Source organism: Nocardia sp. GP40 (assembly GCF_050434125.1).
In the GTDB taxonomy this organism is placed as follows: Bacteria; Actinomycetota; Actinomycetes; order Mycobacteriales; family Mycobacteriaceae; genus Nocardia; species Nocardia albiluteola.
Genome location: NZ_JBNPVW010000009.1, coordinates 291522 through 315798, shown reverse-complemented (window position 1 = coordinate 315798; position 24277 = coordinate 291522). Strand labels below are relative to the sequence as shown.

Sequence of the window (24277 nt, the reverse complement as noted above, 5' to 3'; positions counted from 1 at the left end):
ACAGAACAGTAGACAGCCATCGATTATTCGGCTTTCCTGGGTAAGGGGGCAGCAATCACCGCGACTCGAGCGAGTCAGGTGTACCTCTCCATCCAGATACCGGAGGAACGCCATGGACAGCAGGCGACTTCGACTTCACTCCAATCGGGGCGTGCCGACTCGGGCTATCACGAATCCCATACGCGTCATACATAGATCAGTATGTTGGCTCCCGACAACGAATTCAGCGATATGACCTCCGACGTCGAAGCTTTACTGGAGCGTCTTCAGTCCGAGCTCACCGTGTCGGTCTCCGACGCCGCTCGCCTCCTCGGCATCGGCCGCTCCACCCTCTACACAGCCGTGAAATCCGGTGAGATACCGGCGGTTCACGTAGGTATTCGTGTACGCATCCCATCGATCTGGATACGCCATATACTGCAACTCCCGGTCGACACCGAGTAGTGCGCCGACCTAGGCCGTGTTGCGAAGTCAGTGACGGGGTGGCACCGCTGTGCGGTGCCACCCCATGGTTGTTGTTCTGAGCACCATGCAGACGATCGGTAGGTTCGCTACCCGTCGGGCGATCATGCCATCGCGGCTGTGATCGATGTCAGCGAGGGGACCAGTTTTCAATGTCGGCACCCGATGACGGGCACCGACCAGGAAAACCTCTGCTGGCATAACTTGCAATTCGCTGAAGCCCGCCGACCACCCAACGTTTGCAGTAACACCACGGACTCGACCGCCACCGTAGTGGCCTGGGTCGCAGGACCGACCTTCCCAGTAGCGACAGCGAATCCAGCTGCATCGCACTGGATTCGACAGAAGTTGTCCGTCGAACCGGCGCGGTCCGGGGCAATCGCCACTGCCGTCAGCCGCCGTCATGGCATCAACTCCCCTCGATCACCGACATTCTGATCTCGGTGGACGCCACGAACGGTGAGCTGACCACCGGCCGGCTAACCAACCCCGTCCGTCTTCCTCGGCGAGCTGACACCCCCCACAACGCTCCGATCGGGCACTGATCTGGAGAACTGAGCACTGACCCGCCAGCACCGGTCGCACGCCCCGCCGATCGCGCCGCCGTCCGCACCCGAATCCCACACCCGACAAACGAACAGGAAACCGAAGGACAATGCCGATCATCACGGCGAACGCCCCGCCAGCCTTCACACCCGATCCGGACTCCGATCCGCAGGATGCACAGCCGATGCACGTCGATCCGCATGGTGCACAGGACGATCCACACCATGCACAGCCGCGCGCACTGCGCACGTGGCCGATCCTCTTACTGGCCGCGCCCGCGTTCGTCGCAATCTGGTCCGGATGGGTCGGTCTGGGCGAGATGACCGGGTTCGGTCCGGTGCGGTTGTTGCCCGGCATCGCGGATCAGGCCACGATCAACACCGCGATCACGCTACCGATCGGCGTGGAATGCTATGCCGCCTACGCGCTGTTCGCGTGGCTCTCCGGCCGCATCCGCTCCGAAAGAACCCGCAGGTACGCAAGGAATTCCGCGCTCGCGGGCCTGACTCTTGGCGCGGCCGGGCAGGTTGGCTACCACCTCATGAGCGCCGCCGGGGTCACCACAGCACCGTGGCCGGTGACCGTGCTCGTGGCCTGTCTGCCCGTGGCCATACTCGGCATGGGAGCGGCGCTGGGGCACCTCGTGCACGCCGATGCGCAGCCCGATCCGCAGCGTGCACAGCCCGTGCACAGGCCCGATCCGATGCGCATCGCCTCTCTTCGTGAGGTGCAAAGCGAGACTTACTCGACGACAACGGAACTGACCGCGATCCGCACCGACCCGGAAGCGGTCCACAGCGATCCGGAGACAGTGCGCAGCGCCGACCGCTGGACGGAGCTGGCCGCGAGGCTGTGCATCAGTGATCCATCAGGTCGGCGTGACCCCAGCGCGGTCGCGGCGATCCTGCGCCTTCGTCACGAGCACGGCTGGACACATTCCCGTATCGCGACGGACGTCGGGGTTTCCTCGTCCACCGTGTCCCGTGTCTTGGCCGCAGCACGGCCGTACCTCACCTGACCACCACCACGAGAGAGGTCGAGAATTTCTACCACCAAGAAAGATCAGGGCGGTTCGCCCGCGAAGTCCCGCCGGGCCGAACCGATCAGTCCACGGGTCGCCAAGAGCGGCGTCACGGCCTATGAATTCCGCATCGATGTCGGGGTCAAACCGGATGGCAGCCGTGATCGCCGCCGGTTCAGCTACGGCACCAAGGCAGAAGCGCGACGCGAATATCGGCGCATCTCGACCGAAGTTGCCGAAGGCCGCTACGCCGCCCCTACCAAGACCACGGTCGGCGCGCATATCACGGCGTGGCTGGACGGTCGGCGCGATGTCCGCCGGGTAACCGTCGACGGTTACCGCCACGCGCTCAAACCTGTCGTTGACCGCCTCGGTAACCTGCCGCTCCAGCAGCTCACCAAGGCACACCTGGATGACCTCGTGACATGGCGTCTGACCGGGGGGCGCAGGGGTGCCAGTGCGGTCGGAGGCATGGCGGCCGAGGTATTGGCATTCGTGGCCGAGCACCCGGACGGCGTGCGCTACGCGGCGGTGACCTCGAAGTTCGGTGACAAGGCAGGGCGCTACCTGGACCGGATGCGCGCATCGGGCACAGTCGTGCGGCCCAAGCGCGGCCTGTACGCCCTCGCTCCCGGCGCATCCCGGCCCGTAGAGGCACGGGGGGTTGCCGCCCGCACAGTGACCACGATGCTGATTCAGCTCACCGCCGCGCTCGATGACGCGGTGAAACAGGGCTTGGTGACGCGAAACGTCGCGCGGCTGGTGAAGCGGCCCGAGTTCACCGACACCGAAATGCAGGTGTGGACCCGAGAGCAGAGCCGGGAATTCCGGGAGCACGTCCGCGAGCACCGCCTCTTTGCGCTGTTCCTGCTGTCGCTGTGCGGCCTGCGCCGCTCGGAAATCATGGGGTTGCGCTGGTCCCGTATCGAGGGGAACACCTTGCATGTCCGCCGTGGCCGGGTAGCGATCGGCAAAGACGTCGAGGAGGGCGACCCGAAGTCATGGCGCAGCCGCCGGAGCCTGCCGCTTCCGGACGACGTAGTGAAGGCACTGGCCCGGTTCAAGGTCGCCCAGAAGGCCGAAGCGCTGGCTTTCGAGGCGTCGTGGTCGGACGAATGTCTGATCGCGGTGCATGAGGACGGCTCACCGATCCGGCCCGAGTGGTACACCGACGAGTTTCAGCGGCAGACCAAGGCAGCGGGCCTACCCGTAATCCGCCTGCACGACGCCCGGCACACCGCCGCAACCATCCTGTTGGACTCCGGCGCGGCCGTCTCGGCGGTGGCGAAGTGGCTCGGCCATGACCCGGCCGTTCTACTCAGGGTCTACGGTCACGTCTATGACGAGGCGCTGGAGTCGGCGGGCACCGCCTTGTTCGATGACGACACCCAACGAGCAGGCACCTAGTCCCGCCGACCCGTTGGGACACTCTAGGGACACTGGGCACTTCGCACTCGATGACGAATTCTCCGCCGAATGATCAAAATAGCCTCTGACCTGGCAATCAACGAGTGGGCGCAGAGGGGTTCGAACCCCCGACCGCTGGTGTGTAAAACCAGAGCTCTACCGCTGAGCTATACGCCCGGGGCCCCGCCGGGAGGCGGAGCGGGTGGTGGCCTCGTCACGAGGCGCGGTCTAAGAATCTAACGCAGCGAGCGCTTTCTCCCAAGCCGCCTGGTCACGGGGTTCGCCGGGGCCGTTCATTTCGGCGAAACGGATGATTCCGTCCTTGTCCACGACGAAGGTTCCGCGGTTGGCGAAGCCGGTTTTGTCGTTGAAGACGCCGTAGGTTTGGGCGATGGCGCCGTGGGGCCAGAAGTCGGACAGGAGCGGGAAGGTGTAGCCCTGTTCGGAGGCCCAGATCTTGTGGGTGGGGGGCGGGCCGACCGAGACCGCGAGGATCTCGGCGTTGTCGTTCTGGAACTTGGGCAGCTCGTCACGTACCTTGCACAGCTCGCCCTGGCAGATGCCGGTGAAGGCGAGCGGGTAGAACACGACCAGGACGTTCTTGTGCCCGCGGTAGTCGGACAGGCGCACTTCCTGGTTGTTCTGATCCTTGAGCGTGAAATCCGGTGCGACCGTACCCACTTCGAGCGGCATGCGCGAACCTCCTGTCCGTGTCGGTGTGCGGCGCGACAGGCTCGCGCCGCACACCGACCTCCGCTGAATCTGATGCATACTCCGCCGCGGCCGCCGGGAGGCGATGGTCCGTGTGGCCATCGGTCCCACCGCGATCCGGCGGCGACGGTTTCGCCGGCAGCGGGCGCTGCGGCGAAACCATGATCGCTCAGCGCTGTTTGGACGGAGTCTTGGGCTGCGTCAGTTTGGTTCCGGTCCAGGTCCCCAAGCTGACCGGCGTCGTCGAGGTCAACCCCGCCGGCGTCGCGGACTCTGCGATCTCGCTGGGGTCGACATGCCCCGACTGCCCGGTCTTGGGTGTGAGCACCCAGACCACGCCGTCGTCGGCGAGCGGGGTAATGACGTTCAGCAGCTCGTCGACCAGGTCGCCGTCGCCGTCCCGCCACCACAGCAGCACGACGTCGACCACCTCGTCGGTGTCCTCGTCGAGCAGCTCGGACCCGATGGCCTCCTCGACCTCGGCCCGCAGGGCATCGTCCGTGTCATCATCCCAACCCAGCTCCTGAACCACCATGTCGTGCGAGATGCCAAGCTTCTGAGCGTAGTTTTGCGCGTCCGCCGCGGCGACCACGGTGGTGTCCTCCTCAACTCCAGACAATAGGTAGTTGCAAGCGAACATGGTCCAGCGCCACAACGCAAGCCGATCGGGCCAAATTCTCCGCGAAATGTCCCAGTCGCACTCGAGAACTAGTGCGACGGACAGGCCAGCCGCGCGGCGTTGAGCGCGTCGTTCACCCGTTTGCTGGCGTCGTTGAGCGGCCCGACCGGCGCGGTGTAATTCATCTTCCGCGATTCGTCCGCCAGGGCGCGCGCCGCGGTGATGTAGTCGCCGAACTTGTGCGCCAGATCCGGCGGCAGGTCGCCGCCGGCGCTGTTCACCCGGCCCTGCACCGCGTTGGCGGCGTCGGTCAGGGTCTGCACGGCCAGATCCCGCTTGGCGTCCTGATCGGGCGCATTGGCGTCGTGCGCGTCGACGAACTCGTTGTACTTGGTGACCGCGACGCTGGTGGTCCCGCGGAACGGAGTGCAGTTGTCGCTCACCGCCTTCGCCTGCGCGGCCGCCTTCCTGGAGGAGGTGGCCGCCGCGGAGGAGGAGGACATCTCCGTGCGGTACGCGGCGGCATCGGCCTGGTTCACGGTAGCGGTACCGTGGATGGAGCTGGAACAGCCGGCTACGACCAGTCCCGTGCCGACCGCCACGATCGCGCACACCATTCCGAACCCGTGTGGGTTCAGCAGCTTCATCGTCGTCTTCCCCGCTTCTCGACCTCGACTATGTCCGATTGATTGTGTCCGATGACATGTTTCGGTTCCATATGTTGCCTCGTGCACGGTACTGGATTTGCGACTGACATGATGACCTGGGACGCATCATCGACAAGGATGTGAGATGCGCCCCACCCGTTCGCGTCGGGTAGCCGCGCCCATCGGCACGGCTACCCAGGGTTCAGAGCCATCAGCTTGTCCACCCCTGTACGAGGAGCATTGATTTTGACAGACCTGCTGCACCCGATGTCGTCGTCGAATTCCGCATCGCAGCCGAGTGCCGACGGCCCCGCCGTGGCGCCCGCCGCGCGCGTGCGCGTGATCCGCGAGGGGGTGGCATCGTACCTACCCGATATCGACCCGGACGAGACCAGCGAATGGCTCGAATCCTTCGACGAAATGCTCGACCGCGAGGGCCCGGGCCGCGCGCGCTACCTGGTGTTGCGCCTGCTCGAGCGCGCCGGTGAGCGTCATGTCGCGATTCCCGCGCTGACCTCGACCGACTACGTCAACACGATCCCCACCGAGAACGAGCCGTGGTTCCCCGGCGACGAGGAGGTCGAGCGCCGCTACCGCGCCTGGATCCGCTGGAACGCCGCGATCATGGTGCATCGCGCGCAGCGCCCGGGTATCGGCGTGGGCGGCCATATTTCGACCTACGCGTCGTCCTCGGCGCTGTACGAGGTCGGCTTCAACCACTTCTTCCGTGGCAAGAATCATCCCGGCGGCGGTGACCAGGTCTACATGCAGGGCCACGCCTCCCCCGGTATGTATGCGCGCGCGTTCCTCGAGGGCCGCCTGAGCACCGATCAGCTCGACGGCTTCCGGCAGGAGTACAGCCACGGTGGCCCTGGCCGCGGCCTGTCCTCGTATCCGCACCCGCGCCTGATGCCGGACTTCTGGGAATTCCCCACGGTGTCCATGGGTCTGGGCCCGATGAACGCCATCTACCAGGCCCGGTTCAACCACTACCTGCACGATCGCGGCATCAAGGACACCTCCGATCAGCACGTGTGGGCGTTCCTGGGCGACGGCGAGATGGACGAGCCCGAATCGCGCGGCCTGATCCAGGTCGCCGCCAACGAAGGCCTGGACAATCTCACCTTCGTGATCAACTGCAACCTGCAGCGCCTGGACGGGCCGGTGCGCGGCAACGGCAAGATCATCCAGGAGCTGGAGTCGTTCTTCCGCGGCGCCGGCTGGAACGTCATCAAGGTCGTCTGGGGCCGCGAGTGGGACGCGCTGCTGGGCGCGGACCGCGACGGCGCGCTGGTGAACCTGATGAACTCCACCCCCGACGGCGACTACCAGACCTACAAGGCCAACGACGGCGCCTACGTCCGCGAGCACTTCTTCGGCCGTGACCCGCGCACCAAGGAATTGGTGAATGGCCTGACCGACGACGAGATCTGGAACCTCAAGCGCGGCGGCCACGACTACCGCAAGATCTACGCGGCGTACGCGGCTGCGCTGGCGCACAAGGGTCAGCCGACGGTGATCCTGGCCAAGACCATCAAGGGCTACGGCCTGGGCAAGCACTTCGAGGCGCGCAACGCCACGCATCAGATGAAGAAGATGACGCTGGACGACCTCAAGGCCTTCCGCGACCTCCAGCGCATCCCGATCACCGATGCCGAACTCGAGGCGAACCCCTACCTGCCGCCGTACTACCACCCCGGCATGGACTCCCCGGAGATCCAGTACATGCTGGGGCGGCGCCAGGCCCTGGGCGGCTTCCTGCCCGAGCGGCGCACCGCGGCCAAGCCGCTGCAACTACCCGGCGACGAACCCTATCGCGGGGTACGCAAGGGCTCGGGCAAGCAGAACGTCGCCACCACGATGGCGTTCGTGCGCCTGATGAAGGAGTTGTTGCGGGACAAGGAGATCGGCAAGCGGATCGTGCCGATCATTCCCGACGAGGCCCGCACGTTCGGCATGGATTCGTGGTTCCCCTCGCTGAAGATCTACAACCGCAACGGGCAGCTGTACACCTCGGTCGACGCGGAACTGATGCTCGCCTACAAGGAGAGCTCGATCGGCCAGATCCTGCACGAGGGCATCAACGAGGCCGGTTCGACCGCGTCGTTCACCGCGGCGGGCACGTCGTACGCCACCCACGGCGAGCCCATGATCCCGCTGTACATCTTCTATTCGATGTTCGGCTTCCAGCGCACCGGCGACGGCCTGTGGGCCGCGGCCGATCAGCTGGCGCGCGGCTTCATCCTCGGTGCCACTGCCGGGCGCACCACGCTGACCGGTGAGGGCCTGCAGCACAACGACGGTCATTCGCTGCTGCTGGCCTCCACGAATCCGGCGATAGTGGCCTACGATCCGGCGTTCGCGTTCGAGATCGCCCACATCGTGCGCGACGGCCTGCGCCGCATGTACGGCGGCGGGCAGCCCGCACCGGAGACGACGGTGCTACCGGGCACGCATCTGCAGCGACAGCACGACGAGTTCGGCGGCGAGAACGTCAGCTACTACATCACCCTGTACAACGAGCCCTACCCGCAGCCCGCGGAGCCGGACGACATCGATATCGAGGGTCTGCTCAAGGGTCTGTACCTGTACAAGCGTGGCGGTGCGGGAGCGGTCCGCGCGCAGATCCTCGTCTCGGGCGTCACGGTGCCCGACGGCCTGCGCGCCCAGGAGCTGCTGGCCGCTGACTGGGGTGTGCAGGCCGATGTCTGGTCGGTGACCTCCTGGAGCGAGCTGCGCCGCGAGGCCCTGGCCAAGGAGATTGCGGCGCTGCACCATCCGGGCGCCGATCCGGGTGTCCCGTATGTGACCCAGGCGCTGTCGCAGGCCCAGGGCCCGGTCGTGGCCGCCTCGGACTGGATGCGCGCGGTTCAGGACCAGATCCGCAAGTGGGTACCGGGTGACTACACCACCCTCGGCACCGACGGCTTCGGCTTCTCCGATACCCGTCCGGCCGCACGGCGGGTGTTCAACGTCGACGCCCACTCGATCACGGTCGCGGCGCTGGCCGCCCTGGGCCGCACCGGGGCGATCGATGCGTCCAAGGCGGTCGAGGCCGCGGCAAAGTACCGTATCGACGACGTCAACGCCGCCGAGCAGGCCACCGTCACCGACGAGTAGGCCGTCCGAGTAACCGACACGGGGCCCCGTGCACGGAGATTCCTCCGGCACGGGGCCCCGTTTCGCCCGATCGCCGGGCGATTCCGGCCGCGACACGGACCGGGGAAATCCCGGGGCCGTGCATGAGCCGGGCGCGCACGGGGGAATATGGAGCCGTGGATCGTAAACCGCCGAGACCGCGCCGGATCTCCGACTCCGGCACCACCACCTCGCACGAGGTGTATCTGCCCACCGGCGCGCTCTCCCCCAACCGGCAGACCCGCGACCCGCTGCCGGACACACTGCTCAAGCGGGTGAAGCAGTTCTCCGGCCGGCTCTCCACCGAGGCCGTGGCGTCGATGGAGGACCGGCTGCCGTTCTTCGGCAGCCTGGATGCCGCCCAGCGCGCCGGGGTGCAGATGCTGGTGCAGACCGCGGTGGTCAACTTCCTGGAGTGGCTGCAGGATCCCGAGAGCGACATCCGGTTCAGCCTGGACGCGTTCCAGGTGATCCCGCAGGATCTGGCCCGGCGCCTGACGCTGCGCCAGACCGTCGACATGGTCCGGGTGGCCATGGAGTTCTTCGAGCAGTGGCTGCCCGCGCTCGCACGCAACGACCGCCAGCTGGTGGCCCTGACCGAGGCGGTGCTGCGGTACGGGCGGGAGCTGGGTTTCGCGGCGGCCTCGGTGTACGCCAGCGCCGCCGAATCCCGCGGCGCCTGGGACACCCGCCTCGAGGCCCTGGTGGTGGACGCGGTAGTGCGCGGCGACACCGGCCCGGAGATGCTCTCGCGTGCCGCGACGCTGAACTGGGATGCCACCGCCCCGGCGACGGTGCTGGTCGGTACGCCCCCGCGGGATCAGGTGGCCGTGGTCGGTTCGGTGCACACCACCGCCGCCCGGCACGGTCGCGCGGCCCTGGCCGTGGTGCAGGGCTCGCGGCTGGTCATGGTGGTCAGCGGCAATCTGGGTGATCCCTCCTATCCCTCCCCCTTCCTCATCGATCTGCTGGCCGAGGCCTTCTCCGACGGCCCGGTGGTGATCGGCCCGACCACCCGCACCCTGTCCGCGGCGCACGTCAGCGCGGTGGAGGCGATGGCGGGAATGGAGGCCGTGGTGGGCTGGCGCGCGGCGCCGCGACCGGTGCACGCATCGGAATTGCTGCCCGAACGAGCATTGCTCGGCGATCGGGCTGCGGTCGAGGCTCTGAACGAGTATCTTGTGCTACCGTTGGCCGCCGCCGGGTCGGCCCTGTCGGACACCCTCGACGCCTATCTGGACTGTGGTGGAGCTGTCGAGACTTGCGCCCGGCAGCTGTTCGTTCATCCAAATACGGTCCGCTATCGCCTCAAGCGAATCGCGGAGGTTACGGGCCGGGATCCGATGAATCCGCGCGACGCGTACGTGCTCCGGATCGCCGCGACCATAGGTCGTCTGACACGAACTCGTAACGAATCGCCAACTTCAGCCTCAGAAGCCCCTTCCGGCACTCCTCACGAAGATCGGGTGTAACGCCGGGCGGGCGCCGTTCGATCCCGGTGGTCCACTAGCTGTTTTGTGGGGTCCACACAAAACAGATCCACAAACATCATTCGCGTCGACATCTCCACGGAGGCCCGGGACGGTGTTGTCTTAGGGAGTGATCGCGTTGTTCGCCCCAGGACAGGGCTCCCAGAAACCCGGCATGCTCGCGCCTTGGCTCGACCTTCCCGGCGCGCGTGACCGTCTCGAACTGTGGTCCATCGCGTCGGGCATGGACCTGCTGCGTTTGGGCACCACGGCCACCGCGGAGGAAATCACCGATACGGCTGTCACGCAGCCGTTGGTGGTCGCCGCGGCGCTGCTGGCCTTCACCGAAGTGCCGCAGCATGCGCTCCCGGCCGATACCATCGTCGCCGGACATTCGGTCGGCGAGCTCGCCGCCGCCGCCATCGCCGGCGTCATCTCCCCCGATGACGCGGTGCGCCTGGCCGCGATCCGCGGCTCGGAGATGGCCAAGGCGTGCGCGCTCGAGCCGTCCGGCATGTCGGCGGTGCTCGGCGGCGACGAAGCCACCGTGCTCGCCCGCCTCGCCGAGCTCGACCTCATTCCGGCCAACCGCAACGCGGTCGGTCAGATCGTGGCCGCCGGCCGGCTCGATGCGCTGGCCGAGCTCGCGGCGACCCCGCCGGAGGGCGCGCGGGTGCGCGCACTGGCGGTCGCCGGGGCGTTCCACACGTCGTTCATGGCTCCCGCTCAGGACGCCGTGACCGAGGCCATCTCCCAGATAACGCCCGGCAACCCGACTCGGGTACTCCTGTCGAACTTCGACGGGCAGCCGGTCTCCTCCGGCAGGGATGCCATCGATAAGCTCGCGGCACAGGTGACCCGGCCCGTCCGGTGGGATCTGTGCACCGAAACCGTTCGCGCGGCAGGGGTTTCCGCGGTGGTCGAATTGCCACCGGCGGGTACTCTGGTCGGCATTGCCAAGCGGGAGCTCAAGGGCACCCCGAATTTGGCAATGAAGGCCCCCGAGGACATCGCCCAGCTGATCAAGTTGGTCGATTTGGCCGACATTTCAGCAACCGGCTAGCTTTTCCTTGCGGTTTGCAGTGACGCAACCGCAACCGGGCTGGTAGAAACAATCTCCTGCTCGGCACCGAAGAAATAGTGCAACCCCCTATGAGAGATGAAGAAGGGAGCCACGCAGTGGCCGCTCTGACCCAGGAACAGATCGTCGAAGAGCTCGGCAAGATCATCGAAGAGGTGACCGGTATCGAGCCCTCCGAGGTGACGATCGAGAAGTCCTTCGTCGATGACCTGGACATCGACTCGCTGTCGATGGTCGAGATCGCCGTGCAGACCGAGGACAAGTACGGCGTCAAGATCCCGGACGAGGATCTGGCCAGCCTGAAGACCGTCGGTGACGCCGTGGCGTACATCCAGAAGCTCGAGGCCGAGAACTCCGAGGCCGCCGAGGCGATGAAGGCCAAGTTCGCGTCGGACGCCGAGTAGGACCGATACCGTGACCACTCCTTCCACTCTGAACGGGAACTTCCCCAACGTCGTCGTAACAAGCCTGGCGGCGACCACGTCGATCGCGGGTGACGTCGATGCGACGTGGAAGGGACTCCTCAACGGCGAGAGCGGCATCGACACTCTCGAGGATTCCTTCGTCGAGGAATACGACCTTCCGGTCCGCATCGGCGGCCACCTGAAGGTTCGGCCCGAGACCCTGCTGTCCCGGGTCGAATGCCGTCGCATGGCGTATGTCGAGCAGCTCGCGACCGTCCTCGGTCGCGAGGTGTGGAAGAACGCCGGAACTCCAGAGGTCGACCCGGAGCGGCTCGGCGTGGCGATCGGCACCGGACTCGGTGGCGGCGACGCGCTGATCGACTCGGTCGACAAGCTGAAGAACGGTGGCTATCGCAAGATTTCGCCGCTGGCGGTGCAGATGGTCATGCCGAACGGGCCGTCCGCCGTCGTCGGGCTGGAACTGAAAGCCAGGGCGGGAGTGGTCACCCCGGTCTCGGCGTGCTCATCGGGGTCGGAGGCCATCGCGAATGCGTGGCGGATGATCGTCATGGGCGACGCCGATATGGTCGTCACCGGTGGCGTCGAGGGTTATATCGACGCCGTGCCGATCGCGGCATTCTCCATGATGCGCGCGATGAGCACCCGTAACGACAGTCCGAAGTCGGCCTCGCGGCCCTTCGACAAGGATCGCGACGGCTTCGTCTTCGGCGAGGCGGGCGCGCTCATGGTCGTCGAGACCGAGGAGCACGCCAAGGCGCGCGGAGCTACGATCCACGCCCGCCTGCTGGGCGCCGGGATCACCTCCGACGGTTTCCATCTGGTCGCCCCCGCCCCGGACGGGCAGGGCGCGGCACGCGCGATGACCAGGGCGATGCAGACCGCAGGTCTGACCAAGAAGGACATCACCCACGTCAACGCGCACGCGACCGCGACGCCCATCGGCGATACCGCCGAGGCGAACGCGATCAATCTGGCCGTCGGCAACCATGCCTCGGTCTACGCGCCCAAGTCCGCCCTGGGCCACTCGATCGGCGCCGTCGGCGCGCTCGAGTCGGTGCTCACCGTGCTCAGCATTCGCGACGGCATCGTGCCGCCCACGCTGAACCTGGACAACCAGGATCCGGAGATCGATCTCGATGTCGTGCACGGCGAGGCTCGCCGCCAGGACATCAAGTACGCGATCAACAACTCGTTCGGCTTCGGTGGGCACAACGTTGCGCTCACGTTCGGCCGGTACTGAGTTCACCCACCCCGCCGGCTTCGCAGGCTCCGCCAGCTAGCCATCCCCGGGGTACACCGGTCACAACCGCAATCCCGGTGGGGCGCTTCGTCAACGGTGAACGCCGTTGCGAAAGCCCCACCGGGATTTCGACTTTCAGGAGAACGCGATGACCAGTCTGGCCCCCGCTTCGGCGGATACCGCGACCGATCCCCGAGATCCGCTGGGCCGTCTGCAGCGATTCTTCGACCCCGGCACCGTCCTGCCGCTCCACCCCCGCGACAAGTCCGGCGTGCTGGCCGCCCTCGGCGAGGTCGACGGCGTGCGGACCGTCGCCTACTGCTCCGACGCCACCGTCATGGGCGGGGCCATGGGCGTCGAGGGCTGCAAGCACATCGTCGACGCGATCGACACCGCCATCGACTCCGGGATCCCGGTCGTGGGCATCTGGCATTCCGGTGGCGCCCGCCTGGCCGAGGGTGTGGAGGCCCTGCACGCGGTCGGCCTGGTCTTCGAGGCCATGGTCCGCGCGTCCGGCCTGGTCCCGCAGATTTCCGTGGTGCTCGGCTTCGCCGCCGGCGGCGCCGCCTATGGTCCCGCGCTGACCGACGTGGTCATCATGGCGCCCGAGGGCCGGGTCTTCGTGACCGGACCGGACGTGGTGCGCAGCGTGACCGGCGAGAACGTCGACATGGCCACGCTCGGCGGTCCCGACACGCACTACAAGAAGTCCGGCGTCTGCCACATCGTCGCCGACGACGAGTCCGACGCGCTGCATCGCGGGCGGCGCCTGGTCTCGATGTTCGCCGAGCAGGGCGAATTCGATATGGTTGCCGCCGAGCACGGCGATGTCGACCTGCGGGCCCTGCTGCCCGAATCCGCCCGGCGCGCCTACGACGTCAAGCCCCTCGTGCACGAACTCCTGGACAACGTCGACGGGGAGTCCTCGTTCGAGGAGTTCCAGGGTGGCTACGCGCGCAGCATCGTCACCGGCCTGGGCCGGCTGGCCGGGCGCACGGTCGGCGTGCTGGCCAACAATCCGCTGCGCATGGGCGGCTGCCTCACCTCCGAAAGTGCCGAGAAGGCAGCGCGTTTCGTGCGGCTGTGCAATTCGTTCGGTATTCCGCTGGTGGTCGTCACCGACGTGCCCGGCTATCTGCCCGGCGTCGGCATGGAGTGGGAGGGCGTGGTGCGCCGCGGCGCCAAGCTGCTGCACGCGTTCGCCGAGGCCCGCGTCCCGCGCGTCACCCTGGTGACCCGGAAGATCTACGGCGGCGCCTACATCGCAATGAACGCCCGCGCCCTCGGCGCGACGGCGGTCTACGCGTGGCCCGGCAGCGAGGTCGCCGTGATGGGCGCCAAGGCCGCGGTGGGCATCCTGCACAAGAAGGCGATCGCGGCCGCGCCCGAGGAAGAGCGCGAGGCACTGATCGAGCGCCTGACCGTCGAGCACGAGCAGATCGCGGGCGGGCTGAGCCGCGCGATGTCGATCGGAGTGGTCGACGACATCATCGATCCGGCCAAGACCCGCTCCATCCTCGCCGCGGCCCTGGCGGCGGCGCCGGCCCGGGCCTCGCACACCAAGAACATTCCGCTGTAGGGCGAAGGTTCTACCGCGTCTGCCACAGGGCACCTTCCCGCCGATCCGGCGATGGGAATAGTCCAGTGGCCGTGTGCAACACCGTCACAACGTAGTCTTCCCTCAACCTGCGAGTCTCATTGTCGCGTCTCGCGCTTGGCATACAACTGCATCGAGGGGGACATTCGTGGACGACTTGCGAAGTCAGCTGAGGGCGGCGCTGGACGAGCTGGATACGGCTCGCTCCCGGCAGGCCGCCCTGCGGGCCGACTTGGCCGCCGCGGACGCCCAGCGCAGCGCCCTGGCCGCCGAATTGCATTCCACGAGAACCGAACTCGATACCGCGTACACCGATATGATGCTGCTGCGCGAGGACTACGTCCGGATCCAGAACGACTACATCCGAATGCAGTACGAGCAGATCGAGATGCGCCACGACCTCATCGAGGTCGAACACGCGGTGACGGTCCGGCTCGCGGCCCAGGAGGAGGAGCTGCGGCTGCTGCGCGGATGGGACGCACCGCCGGAGGGCTGAACCAGCTCAGCCGACGTCGCGGCGCAGCCAGGTCACCTCCGCACCCTCGCCGCCGGTGCGGAAGGGCTCGAGGTCGTCGTCCCAGGCGGTACCGAGAACGCGATCGATCTCGGCGGCGATCTCGGTGGATGTATGGCGGCCGCGCTCGCGCGCGGAGCGCACGATTTCCCGCAGCCGCATCTCGCCGACCATCACATCGCCGTTCGCACTCATCGCACCGCACCACAGACCCAGCCCGGGGACGAAACAATATCGTTCACCGTCGACGCCCTCGCTGGGATCCTCGGTGATCTCGAAGCGCAATACCTGCCAGGACCGCAACGCGTTGGCTAACTTCGATCCGGTGCCCACCGGGCCGGCCCAATCGGTGATCGCGCGCAGCTGTCCCGAGGCGGCGGGCTGGGCGGTCCAACGCAATTGTGCCGGTGCTTTCAGCGTCGAGGAGAGGGTCCATTCGATGTGCGGGCACAGCGCGGCCGGCGACGCGTGGATGTACACCACCCCCGACGTCGCGTCCGCGAATTGCATGGATCCGCGCACCAGCACACCTCCGACCTCGACCTGGAACGTCTTCCCCGACGATCGGTCGAGCCGGCGTTGCCCGAGTTTACTGGAGTGCCCGGTGTTACGGGTGTTACTTTTCGGTCGCGTCGCGATGTGCTGCGATTTCCCCGATCACCGCGTCGCTGAGCGGTGGCCATGCCGCGCGCGCCCAATCACCGAAATTCTCGTCGCTCAGCGCCACGCACGCCGCCCCCAGCACGGGATCCACCCACAGGAACGTGCCCGACTGACCGAAGTGCCCGTAGGTTCGCGGCGAGTTCGCCGCCCCGGTCCAATGCGGCGTCTTGGTGTCGCGGATCTCGAATCCCAGCCCCCAGTCGTTCGGCCGCTGGGAACCATATCCGGGCAGCACACCGTTGGTACCCGGGAATTGCACGGCGGTGGCATCGGCCAGGGTTTGCGGAGTAACCAATGCCGGTTCCAGCAACTCACCCGCAAAAAGCATGAGGTCGGCGACCGTGGACGACGCCGCGTGCCCCGCGGAACCGTGCAGCGCCGAGGATTTCATTCCGAGTGGCTCGAATACCGCCTCGTGCAGATAATTCTCGAACTCGATCCCGGTCTGATCGGCCACGAACCGCGCCAGCACCTCGAATCCGGCGCTGGAATAGATGCGGCGCGTGCCGGGCTCGGCCATGATCACGGTGGTGTCGAAGGCCAGTCCGGAGGTGTGCGCCAGCAGGTGCCGCACGGTCGAGCCGGGCGGTCCCGCGGGCTGGTCCAGCTCGATCGCCCCCTCCTCCACAGCGACCAGAACCGCATACGCCACAAGCGGTTTGGTCACCGAGGCCAACGCGAATTCGCGGTCGACATCCCCCTCGATCGCCCTGTCACCGGTTGCGGTCACCACCCCCGCAGCGGCATGCTCCACCGGCCAATCCCGAATCTGCTCCAATGCTCGCACGGCGACGAGCCTACGACCCCCTCAGGCGCGGACGTCGTGGAGGTGGTGGATCAGATCGTGGACGAAGTAGGTGGCCATCTCGTCCACGGTGAACAGTGAGCCGTTGCTGCGGCGGGCGGCGCGGGTGCGGTCGGCCGCGGGGACGGATTCGAAGGCGCGGGAAACGGTTTCGGCGGCCTCGGTGAGCTGGGCGGCGACCGTCGCGGGCGGCTGCGCGAGGTAGTTGTCCGCCTCGGCGGTGCGGTCCTGATCCCAGTTCTCGAAGACCGGCAGGCCGTCGGCGAATCCGACCTTCGCCGCGAAGGCGGCGATGGCGGGCGGTTCGGCACTGCCGTGCAGGGCGACGCCGACGCGGTGCGCGAAGATTCGGCAGACGTCGCGGACGTGGGCGACGTATTCCACTGGCGCCCAGGTGGAATCGTCGGGGCGCACGGCCACGCCGGGGCGCTCGAGGACCGCGGCGAACCGCACCGCCGCCTCGCGGGTCAGCCCGGGCACCGAGTCGTAATCGGTGCCCGGGCCGTCGAATCCACAATCCGGGCAGGCCTTGTCGAGCACCCAGGTCCAGTCTTTGTCTTCGGGAACGATCGGCATGCCAGCACTCTAAATTGGCAGCAAGTTATGCACCATAGATATACTGCCATCAACCGCCGAGATCCAGACGCCTCGGCCGCTACTCGGCCAGCCGCCCGGCCTTCTCGAACAGCTCCACGGTGATGGCGTGCAGGAAGTCGCCGACCTGCTTGGGCGCCTTCCCCGCGAATGCGCGCGCGTACGTACCCTCCAGCACGATCCCCAGCTTGAAGCAGGCCAGCACGGTGTACCAGGTGACGTGGCCGAGATCCCGGTCGGAGAACCGGCCGTAGTGGGCGATCATCTCCTCCGGCGTGGGCAGCCCGCCCGCCTCGCCGAGCTTGCCGACCAGGGCCGCGCCGGTGGTGCCGGGTTCCGGGCGGGTCGCGATCTGCCAGCCCAGGTCCAGCAGCGGATCGCCGATCGTCGACATCTCCCAGTCGACGATCGCGGCCACCTGCGGGCCGTCGAACCGGAACATCATGTTCGCCAGATGGCAGTCGCCGTGCAGAATTCCCGGCGTCCACGCCGCGGGACGATGGCGTTCGAGCCAGTCACCGATGTGATCCAGGCCCGGCAGCTGCGGGCCCGGGTAGCCGTCGTTCGCGGAATAGGACTCGAGCTCACCGAGCCAGCGCGGCACCTGCCGCTCCAGGAAGCCGTCGGGCTTGCCGTAATCGGCCAGCCCGATGGCCTCGTAGTCGACCGCGCCCAGTCGCGCGATGGCCTCCACCGCGGACAGACCCATCTGGCGGCGGATCTCCGGATCGCCGGCGTGCAGCTCGGGCAGTTCGTTCTGCGGATTGAACCCCGTGATCGGCTCCATCAGGTAGAACACCGCGCCTAGCACCGACTCGTCGGGGCAGGCCGCGATCACCTCGGGCGCGCGGACCCCGGTCCCGGCGAGGGCGCCGAGCAGCCGCGCCTCGCGGCGGATCACCTCGTTGCTCTTGGCGCGCAGATGCCGGGGCCCGCGCCGCAGCACGTACTCCCGCCCGCCGCGGGCGAAGCGCAGCATGATGTTCTGTGTGCCGCCCCCGAGCGGGATCACCCCCTCGAACGACCCGCCGGGCAGCCCCTGCTCGTCCATCCATTTCCCGATGACCGCGAAATCCACGACGTCGCGATCCACTTCGGCCGGTTGCACCACAGACATGTCCCACATTGTGCCCCACGCGCCGCGAGAAACTGCGGGCATGTGCCCTCAATATCCGATGCGTGCGACGACTGGGTCGCCGACTACGGTGAACCCCATGAGCACACCCCTCCCCGGGGGACATACGGGGCCGGACGGCCACGAGGCCGCCGGACATGCACGCCCGGCGTACGCCGTCCCGCACCGCACGCCCGGCGCCCCCATGGTCCGCGCCTCCGGGCCCGGCGATACGACCACGCCCGTTGCTCCCCGCACCGCACGGACCCGGCCGGGCGGATCACCCGTGGCGCCGCCGCGTGCCGCGGACGAGACGATCGCGCTGAGCGTGCTGCACGAGACGATCGGGCGCGCGATCGACACCGAGGCAATCTTCCTGGCGTTGTATCGCAACGCCGAGCACGCGTTCTGGCTGGACAGCACGCACGCCGAGCCGGGGCTGGATCGCTTCTCCTATCTGGGGGACGCTCGCGGGCCGCTGGCCGAGGTGGTGCGGTACCGCATCGGTTCGGGAAGGGTCGAGGTCGACCGGCACGACGGCCGTCACATTGTTCCGGGCACCGTATTCGACTACCTGGCAACACGACTGCGTGATCGGAAGATCGAATTCCCGGATGTGCCTTTCGATTTCGCGGGCGGTTACGTCGGCTATCTCGGCTACGAGATGAAGGCGGACTGCGGCGGCGCCGCACACCACCGCGCGCCCGCTCCGGATGCGCAGTGGATCTTCGCGGACCGCCTGATCGTCGTCGACCACGTCGCCGAGCGCACCCACCTGATCGCGCTCGCGACGCCGGACGATGTTGCGGGAGGCCGGGATTGGCTCGCCGCCACCCGCGCGGTCCTGGCCGGCCTTCCCGAGCGATCCACGCTCCCCCGACTCGAGCTGCCCACCGACGAACGGGAGGTGCACGCGGGGCTCGTTCGCGGCCGCGAGCGCTATCTGGCCGATATCGAGGACATCCTGGCCCAGCTGCGGGCAGGCGAGACGTACGAGGTCAACCTCACCGACAACGTCCACGTCGAGCAGGATTGCGACGGCCTCGACGTCTACCGCGTGCTGCGCCGCTCCAATCCCGCCCCGTATGCCGCGTTCCTGCGCCTGGGCGAGACCGAGATCGCCTGCTCCTCCCCCGAGCGCTTCCTGAAGGTGGATCGCGACCGGACGGTCGAGTCCAGGCCGATCAAAGGGACCGCGCCCCGCGGCGCCACTCCGGAGCTGGACGAAATCCTGCGCCGCACACTGGAATCGGATCCCAAGACGCGCGCGGAGAATCTCATGATCGTGGACCTGCTGCGCAACGATCTGGGCCGGGTCTGCGAATTGGGCACGGTGCGGGTGCCCGCGCTCATGCGCGCGGAGACCTACACCACGATGCACCAGCTGGTGACCACGATCCGCGGTCGCCTGCGCCCCGACGTGGACGCGGTGGCGTGCCTGCGGGCCTGCTTCCCGGGCGGGTCGATGACGGGCGCCCCGAAGCTGCGCACCATGGAGATAATCGACCGCCTCGAGACCGAGGCGCGCGGAATCTATTCCGGCACTATCGGATTCCTGGCCCTGGGCGGCGCGGCCGACCTCAATATCGTCATCCGCACGGCGGTCCGGCACGACGGCCGTTGGCGGATCGGGGCGGGCGGCGCGATAGTCCTGGACTCCGACCCCGAGCAGGAGTTCCACGAGATGGTGCTGAAGGCGGCCGCGGCCCTGCGCGCCGTCACGCTGGTCGCGCGAAGGCGGGCCCTCGCCGGACGGCCGTGACGCGCCCGGGCGAGCAGACGACCGCGCGGCCATGACGCACCCCGACGAACAGATCACCACGCGGTCGCGACGCACCCCGACGAACAGATCACCACGCGGTCGCGACGCACCCCCGACGAACAGTCCACCTCGCGGTCGCGCGTGCCCGGCGAATGGACTACTTTCCGCGCCCGCGCTTCGGTGGGTCGGGTTCCGCGGGGGCCTCGCGCCCGCCGGTGAGGCGACCCAGCATGGAGACGCCCGGCAGGCGGCCGAGGCGGCCGAAGAGGTCCTCACCCATCGAGATCATCGCCTCGAGGCGGGGCAGCAGGCGGTCGTAGGCGGCGAAGGCCGGGTCGGTCAGGGCCAGGGTGCGGTCGAGGCGATCGATGGTGCGGTTGAGGCGATCGATGGCCGTCGACAGATTCGCGATCAGATCCGGCAGTTGCGCGGCCAGTTGCACCGAGGCGGGCGGCAGCCGGATCGCGGTATCGAAGGCCTGCCCGGCGGTCGCCTGGGCGGCGTCCAGGGCCTGCCCGGCGGCCCGCTGCGCCGCCTCGGCGGCGGTCTGGGCCGCGGCGATCAGGTCGCCGGCACCGGGCACGCGGGGCGTGGCGGGCTTGCGCTTCGGATCGGTCATGGTTCCATCGTGCCGCACCGGCCGCGCGCTCATCGTCCACGCCGGTCCGTGTCGGTGCCGCCTGGCATAGTTCGCTCACGATGACATCCCCCGACGACGCCGCGACGCCGGTTCCGACCTCGCTGCTGACCGTATCGCTGTCGTGGCGGTCGGCGCACGCACTCGACGCGCACGCGCTGCTGCTCTCCGAGCAGGGCGTGCTACGCACCCCGCGCGATGCGGTGTATTTCAACGCACCCCGCCATCCGTCCCAGGCGGTCACGCTGGACCAGGAACCGCAGCCACGCACCGCCAGGCTCTCGGTTTCCCTGCCGCGCACCGAAACCGAGGTGGCGCGCATCGTCCTGGGCGTCTCGGCGCCGGAGGTCGGCATCGCCGAGATCTCGGCCCTGACGGTCGAGGTGCTCGACGCGGAAGGTCTCGTCGCGCGGTGTGATGCCGCGCCCCCGCGCGCTATTGCTCGGCTCGGGCACGACACCCCCCGGCGGGCCGAGGTGCACACGACCGAGGTGGCAAGCGCCGGTGGGGATCCGGCGCCCGGCTCGGGTCACCGGCCATCGCCGGTCCAGTCACAGAGGACAGAGGGTGCCAGCGCCCGGACGATGCGGGCGACGGCAGTAGCGGAATTCTTCCGGAGCGAGGGCCGATGGTGGTTCCGGCCATGCGACGGAGCCTGGGCCGAATTGGCCGACATGTTGGCAGATTTCGGCGTTGCGGCAAACGACGAAGCCGGTCACCGGCTTTCACTGCGCCGAAACGGATTCGGCGATCGGATGATCGAAAGCCCCACTCCCCCACCGCAGAATCCCGACGCGGCCGACTGGCACAGCGACGGTAAGGCGCTGCGCTGGTGGGACGGAACACAGTGGACCGCCCAAACCGCACCGCTGCCGCCACAGGATCCGCGCGTGTGCCCCCGATGCGGGCGCAGGCGCGGATGGCGGGTGCTGGGCGCACCCGCGCCGTGCCGGGCCTGCGCGGCCGAGATCCAGGAGTACCTGAGCGATTGGCGCGCCCGAGCGTGGCGCGTGCTGACCGGCACCGGGCCGCGCGGCGCGGACTGGGACGAGCTGTGGACCACGCTGCGCCACCGGCACATTCGGGCCGAGGATGGTCGAGCGGCCCTGCGCGGGCCGGGGCTGGCGTACATCGAACGGCTCGCGGCCTTCGCCGATGGCGAGATCACCGGCGACGATGTCGCGGACTTCGAGGCGGGGGTCGCGGCGCTGGCGCTGTCCGGTCCCCTGGTGGAGGAGCTGCGACGGCGCATGCAACGCGGCCGCGTCCTGTCCCGGCTACGTGCGGGCGAGCTACCCACCGTCCGCATCGAGGGACTCCATCTGGATCCCGAGGAGCGGGTGCACCTCGACATCGCCGCGACCCGCATCCGAGTCCTGGCACGTGGCGAGCGACGCACCGACGGGCGGCTGATCTGCTCGAACAAGAAGCTGCGCTTTGTAGGTCCCGAGGCCGGTGTGGAAATGCCTTGGTCGCGCATCGTTTCGGTGTCCGCGACGGACCACTCGGTCGCGATCGCGGCCACCTCGGCGCGCGGCGGCGCCGAATTCGAGGTCGACGATCCGGATCTGGCGGCGGCCGCGCTGGAAGGCGCGCTGCGCGTGGCGAAGCGGCTCACCCTGGCCCCGGGCCGCCGCGACAGCCGCGCGATTCCGCCGGAGATCAAGGCGCAGGTGTGGCGGCGGGACGGCGGCGCCTGCATCGAATGCGGCGCCACCCACTACCTGGAATTCGATCACATCATCCCGCTCAGCCGCGGCGGGGCAACGAGCCCGGGAAACCTCCAGGTGCTGTGCCGGTCCTGCAACCGGGCCAAAGGTGCGCGCATCTGATCTCGCGGGGCGGCTGCGTCGATGCGAGAACCTATGTTCGAGAAGGGTTTCCGCAAGACGGCCGTTGGGCCGAAAGGCGTTCAGCGGCGGGCGGATCCCGTCGAGGGCACCGGGAACGGCGGGTGCACACCGAGGATCGTTCCGGTCAGCGCGCCGAGCACGTCGGCGGTCTGGTCGTCCGGGCTGCCGTGGGTGTGGGCCGCGACCGTGAAGCCGGGGCCGATGGAGGCCGAGGCGACGTCCTGCGGGCCGTAATCCGACCAGCCCCATTTATTTCCGTTCACCCCGGGCAGGCGCGAGGTGCCCCAGTTCTGCTGGGTGCCGTCCGCGGCGACCGGAGCGGCCTCGCGCATCCAGGCCAGGATGGGCGAGTTCGGATCGGTCCTGACCTTCGTGTCGAGGAACTTGGTGATGTCCGCGACACTGGTGTAGGAGCTACCCCAGGACTCGCCGGAATGGGTTGCGGGCAGGCCGTATTCGCCGGCGGCGGCGTCGATCGCGTTGGGATACCTGGCCGCCAGGGCGCTCGCCGCGGAGTCGTCCGAGTACCGGATCATCCGCTCGGCCAGCTGCCGGTCCTGGCCGGAGCCGTCGCCGTGCCGCAGCGCGTAGTCGACGATGTACAGCTTCACCATCGACAGGCCGGTGCGCGATTCGTTCTCGTTCGGTGTGCCCCACTCCAGGCCGAGCGCGTCCACCCGGAAGGAGATCGACGTCCGGTCCGGAACACCGGGAAGCACGTTGCCGATGGGCGCCGCGTTCGGCACCGGATCCGCCCACGCGGGCGTCGCCAGGAGGCATACGCCCACCGCGAACAATCCTGCCACCGCCGCGCGAGCGCGCATCTCCGCCTCCTCGATCAGCCTACCGGGGCGAATGCTAGACGTTAGCCACGGTAGTGCCGGATGTTGATCTTGACAATCGATCGAATCCATACTGTGACACAGGGCGTCGCCATCCGGAGGTGATGTCGACGATTTCGAAGCGGCCGGACGGAGCGGGCCGACTCAACCCGCCAACGCGGAACTGGTAGCAGAAGATATTGCCGCGGTGACGGTTTCGGGAGCCTCCAGCATCACCAGATGCCCGCAGCCGGGCAGGGTGATGGCTCGTACGGGCGCGAGGGTGGCGTTGAGGCGAGCGCCGGCCCGCGGGGACAGGATCCGGTTGTCCGCGCCCCAGATGGTCACGATCGGCGGGAATGCGGGCCCGGGACGGAAGTCGTCCAGCTCGGCCAGGCGTGGCAGGTCACGGGCCAGGGCCGCGGCCGGAAGCAGCCGGCGCCGATCCGACCACCGGCGCGCGAGCCCGGCGAACGGCTCGGCCCCCATCTCGCGACCGCGCGGGCCGAGCTGCTGGCGCACCACCAGCCCGGCGGCCACACCGGGCAACCGGACGGCGCCGGCCAGGGCGTCCATCGGCAGCCGGCGCGCCGCGCGGGCGGCCCAGCCGGTCGAGGTCGGGCGCAGGGTCGCCGCGGTCAGCGGGCTGCTCAGCACCAGCGAACGGACCCGCTGCGGATTCTCCCGCGCGTACAGCAGCGACAGCGCGCTGCCGAAACAGTGTCCTACCAGGGTGATATCGCGCAGCCCGCGATCGGCGACGAATTCGGAGACCAGCCGCAGATAGTTGGCGACGGTGTACCCCGAATCCGGGATGCCGGACTCCCCGAAGCCGAACAGATCCATCGCGTAGACGCTGTGGGTGGACCGCAGCGCCCGGAACTGTGCCGACCAGATGGTTCGATCTCCGCCGATGTTGTGCAGGAACAGAATCGGGTCGCCCGACCCGGCCTGGTCGTATGCGACAGGCACACCATGGAAATCGAATACCGGCATCGGGCGCTCTCCTCGTTGAGTGCGTTCTGCATGCCATTGCGGCTGCATCGCCGTCCCGGAGGAGGGCAGCGCGAATTCAGCTGCCCTCTTCGGGAGGGGTTGCCGTCCATGGTAACCGGTACTCCGCGTAACACAAGTCGCGGTATCGTCGCCTT

22 protein-coding genes and 1 tRNA gene are annotated in these 24277 nt (G+C 68.1%); 12 read left to right on the top strand and 11 right to left on the bottom strand.

The features are described 5' to 3' along the window. Nucleotides 1–201 precede the first annotated feature (201 nt). The 3 genes from ABH933_RS27005 to ABH933_RS26995 all read left to right on the top strand — a co-directional run bounded on the left by ABH933_RS27005 (nucleotide 202) and on the right by ABH933_RS26995 (nucleotide 3436). Nucleotides 202–444 (top strand): helix-turn-helix domain-containing protein, encoded by a 243-nt coding sequence (locus ABH933_RS27005; protein ID WP_429426634.1) that lies wholly within the window; start codon nucleotides 202–204, stop codon nucleotides 442–444. A gap of 673 nt (nucleotides 445–1117) precedes the next feature. Continuing rightward, entirely contained in the window at nucleotides 1118–2026 is a 909-nt protein-coding gene (locus tag ABH933_RS27000) for a helix-turn-helix domain-containing protein (RefSeq protein WP_429426637.1), read from the top strand. Between the two features lie 423 nt (nucleotides 2027–2449). Continuing rightward, nucleotides 2450–3436: a tyrosine-type recombinase/integrase gene (locus ABH933_RS26995; RefSeq protein WP_429426639.1), complete on the top strand. Its 987-nt coding sequence runs from the start codon at nucleotides 2450–2452 to the stop codon at nucleotides 3434–3436. 105 nt (nucleotides 3437–3541) lie between these two features. Here the strand turns inward: ABH933_RS26995 and ABH933_RS26990 are convergent. The 4 genes from ABH933_RS26990 to ABH933_RS26975 form a co-directional block, all read right to left on the bottom strand. Next, a tRNA-Val gene (locus tag ABH933_RS26990) sits at nucleotides 3542–3613 on the bottom strand. A 51-nt stretch (nucleotides 3614–3664) separates the two neighbouring features. Next, a complete protein-coding gene (locus tag ABH933_RS26985) occupies nucleotides 3665–4129 on the bottom strand; it encodes a peroxiredoxin (RefSeq protein ID WP_215922511.1) in 465 nt (154 codons plus the stop codon). A gap of 187 nt (nucleotides 4130–4316) precedes the next feature. Continuing rightward, the gene (locus ABH933_RS26980; RefSeq protein ID WP_429426768.1) at nucleotides 4317–4739 is read right to left on the bottom strand and encodes a DUF3052 domain-containing protein; all 423 of its coding nucleotides are present in this window, start codon (nucleotides 4737–4739) and stop codon (nucleotides 4317–4319) included. A gap of 116 nt (nucleotides 4740–4855) precedes the next feature. Beyond that, nucleotides 4856–5413: a hypothetical protein gene (locus ABH933_RS26975; protein ID WP_429426643.1), complete on the bottom strand. Its 558-nt coding sequence runs from the start codon at nucleotides 5411–5413 to the stop codon at nucleotides 4856–4858. Between the two features lie 267 nt (nucleotides 5414–5680). Between ABH933_RS26975 and aceE the strand changes: the two genes are divergently transcribed. The 7 genes from aceE to ABH933_RS26940 all read left to right on the top strand — a co-directional run bounded on the left by aceE (nucleotide 5681) and on the right by ABH933_RS26940 (nucleotide 14859). Further along, nucleotides 5681–8533, top strand: coding sequence for a pyruvate dehydrogenase (acetyl-transferring), homodimeric type (aceE, locus tag ABH933_RS26970; protein WP_429426770.1), 2853 nt, complete (start codon nucleotides 5681–5683; stop codon nucleotides 8531–8533). Nucleotides 8534–8688: 155 nt separating this feature from the next. Beyond that, nucleotides 8689–10023 (top strand): PucR family transcriptional regulator, encoded by a 1335-nt coding sequence (locus ABH933_RS26965; RefSeq protein WP_429426645.1) that lies wholly within the window; start codon nucleotides 8689–8691, stop codon nucleotides 10021–10023. 127 nt (nucleotides 10024–10150) lie between these two features. Next, the gene (locus ABH933_RS26960) at nucleotides 10151–11083 is read left to right on the top strand and encodes an ACP S-malonyltransferase (protein WP_215922514.1); all 933 of its coding nucleotides are present in this window, start codon (nucleotides 10151–10153) and stop codon (nucleotides 11081–11083) included. A 116-nt stretch (nucleotides 11084–11199) separates the two neighbouring features. Further along, nucleotides 11200–11505 carry a meromycolate extension acyl carrier protein AcpM gene (acpM, locus tag ABH933_RS26955; protein WP_372452163.1) on the top strand — a complete coding sequence of 102 codons (306 nt, stop codon included), beginning with the start codon at nucleotides 11200–11202 and terminating at the stop codon, nucleotides 11503–11505. Between the two features lie 10 nt (nucleotides 11506–11515). Next, nucleotides 11516–12766, top strand: coding sequence for a KasA/KasB family beta-ketoacyl-ACP synthase (locus ABH933_RS26950; RefSeq protein ID WP_429426649.1), 1251 nt, complete (start codon nucleotides 11516–11518; stop codon nucleotides 12764–12766). Between the two features lie 148 nt (nucleotides 12767–12914). Then, on the top strand, nucleotides 12915–14345 hold the full coding sequence (locus tag ABH933_RS26945) for an acyl-CoA carboxylase subunit beta (protein ID WP_429426651.1): 1431 nt from the start codon (nucleotides 12915–12917) through the stop codon (nucleotides 14343–14345). 166 nt (nucleotides 14346–14511) lie between these two features. Continuing rightward, nucleotides 14512–14859 (top strand): hypothetical protein, encoded by a 348-nt coding sequence (locus tag ABH933_RS26940; RefSeq protein ID WP_429426653.1) that lies wholly within the window; start codon nucleotides 14512–14514, stop codon nucleotides 14857–14859. Between the two features lie 6 nt (nucleotides 14860–14865). Here the strand turns inward: ABH933_RS26940 and ABH933_RS26935 are convergent, their stop codons facing one another. The 4 genes from ABH933_RS26935 to ABH933_RS26920 form a co-directional block, all read right to left on the bottom strand. After that, the gene (locus ABH933_RS26935; protein WP_429426656.1) at nucleotides 14866–15399 is read right to left on the bottom strand and encodes a DUF3145 domain-containing protein; all 534 of its coding nucleotides are present in this window, start codon (nucleotides 15397–15399) and stop codon (nucleotides 14866–14868) included. Nucleotides 15400–15493: 94 nt separating this feature from the next. Beyond that, a complete protein-coding gene (locus tag ABH933_RS26930) occupies nucleotides 15494–16327 on the bottom strand; it encodes a serine hydrolase domain-containing protein (protein WP_429426659.1) in 834 nt (277 codons plus the stop codon). Between the two features lie 21 nt (nucleotides 16328–16348). Next, on the bottom strand, nucleotides 16349–16921 hold the full coding sequence (locus tag ABH933_RS26925; protein WP_429426662.1) for a DinB family protein: 573 nt from the start codon (nucleotides 16919–16921) through the stop codon (nucleotides 16349–16351). Nucleotides 16922–17000: 79 nt separating this feature from the next. Beyond that, nucleotides 17001–18056 (bottom strand): phosphotransferase family protein, encoded by a 1056-nt coding sequence (locus tag ABH933_RS26920; protein ID WP_429426664.1) that lies wholly within the window; start codon nucleotides 18054–18056, stop codon nucleotides 17001–17003. Nucleotides 18057–18153: 97 nt separating this feature from the next. Here ABH933_RS26920 and pabB point away from each other — a divergent pair, with 97 nt between their 5' ends. Beyond that, a complete protein-coding gene (gene pabB / locus ABH933_RS26915; protein WP_429426667.1) occupies nucleotides 18154–19815 on the top strand; it encodes an aminodeoxychorismate synthase component I in 1662 nt (553 codons plus the stop codon). A gap of 157 nt (nucleotides 19816–19972) precedes the next feature. On the opposite strand, the gene ABH933_RS26910 is transcribed toward pabB, so the two are convergent. Continuing rightward, nucleotides 19973–20434, bottom strand: a complete 462-nt coding sequence (locus ABH933_RS26910; RefSeq protein WP_429426669.1) for a hypothetical protein — start codon at nucleotides 20432–20434, stop codon at nucleotides 19973–19975. Between the two features lie 80 nt (nucleotides 20435–20514). On the opposite strand from ABH933_RS26910, the gene ABH933_RS26905 reads away from it, so the two are divergent. Next, entirely contained in the window at nucleotides 20515–22284 is a 1770-nt protein-coding gene (locus ABH933_RS26905) for an HNH endonuclease (RefSeq protein ID WP_429426672.1), read from the top strand. Between the two features lie 80 nt (nucleotides 22285–22364). Here ABH933_RS26905 and ABH933_RS26900 read toward each other — a convergent pair whose 3' ends face one another. Together ABH933_RS26900 and ABH933_RS26895 are read right to left on the bottom strand one after the other, a co-directional pair. Further along, nucleotides 22365–23129, bottom strand: coding sequence for a hypothetical protein (locus ABH933_RS26900; protein WP_429426674.1), 765 nt, complete (start codon nucleotides 23127–23129; stop codon nucleotides 22365–22367). A 162-nt stretch (nucleotides 23130–23291) separates the two neighbouring features. Next, complete coding sequence (locus ABH933_RS26895; protein ID WP_429426676.1) at nucleotides 23292–24122, bottom strand: alpha/beta fold hydrolase; 831 nt, start codon at nucleotides 24120–24122, stop codon at nucleotides 23292–23294. Nucleotides 24123–24277: the final 155 nt, after the last annotated feature.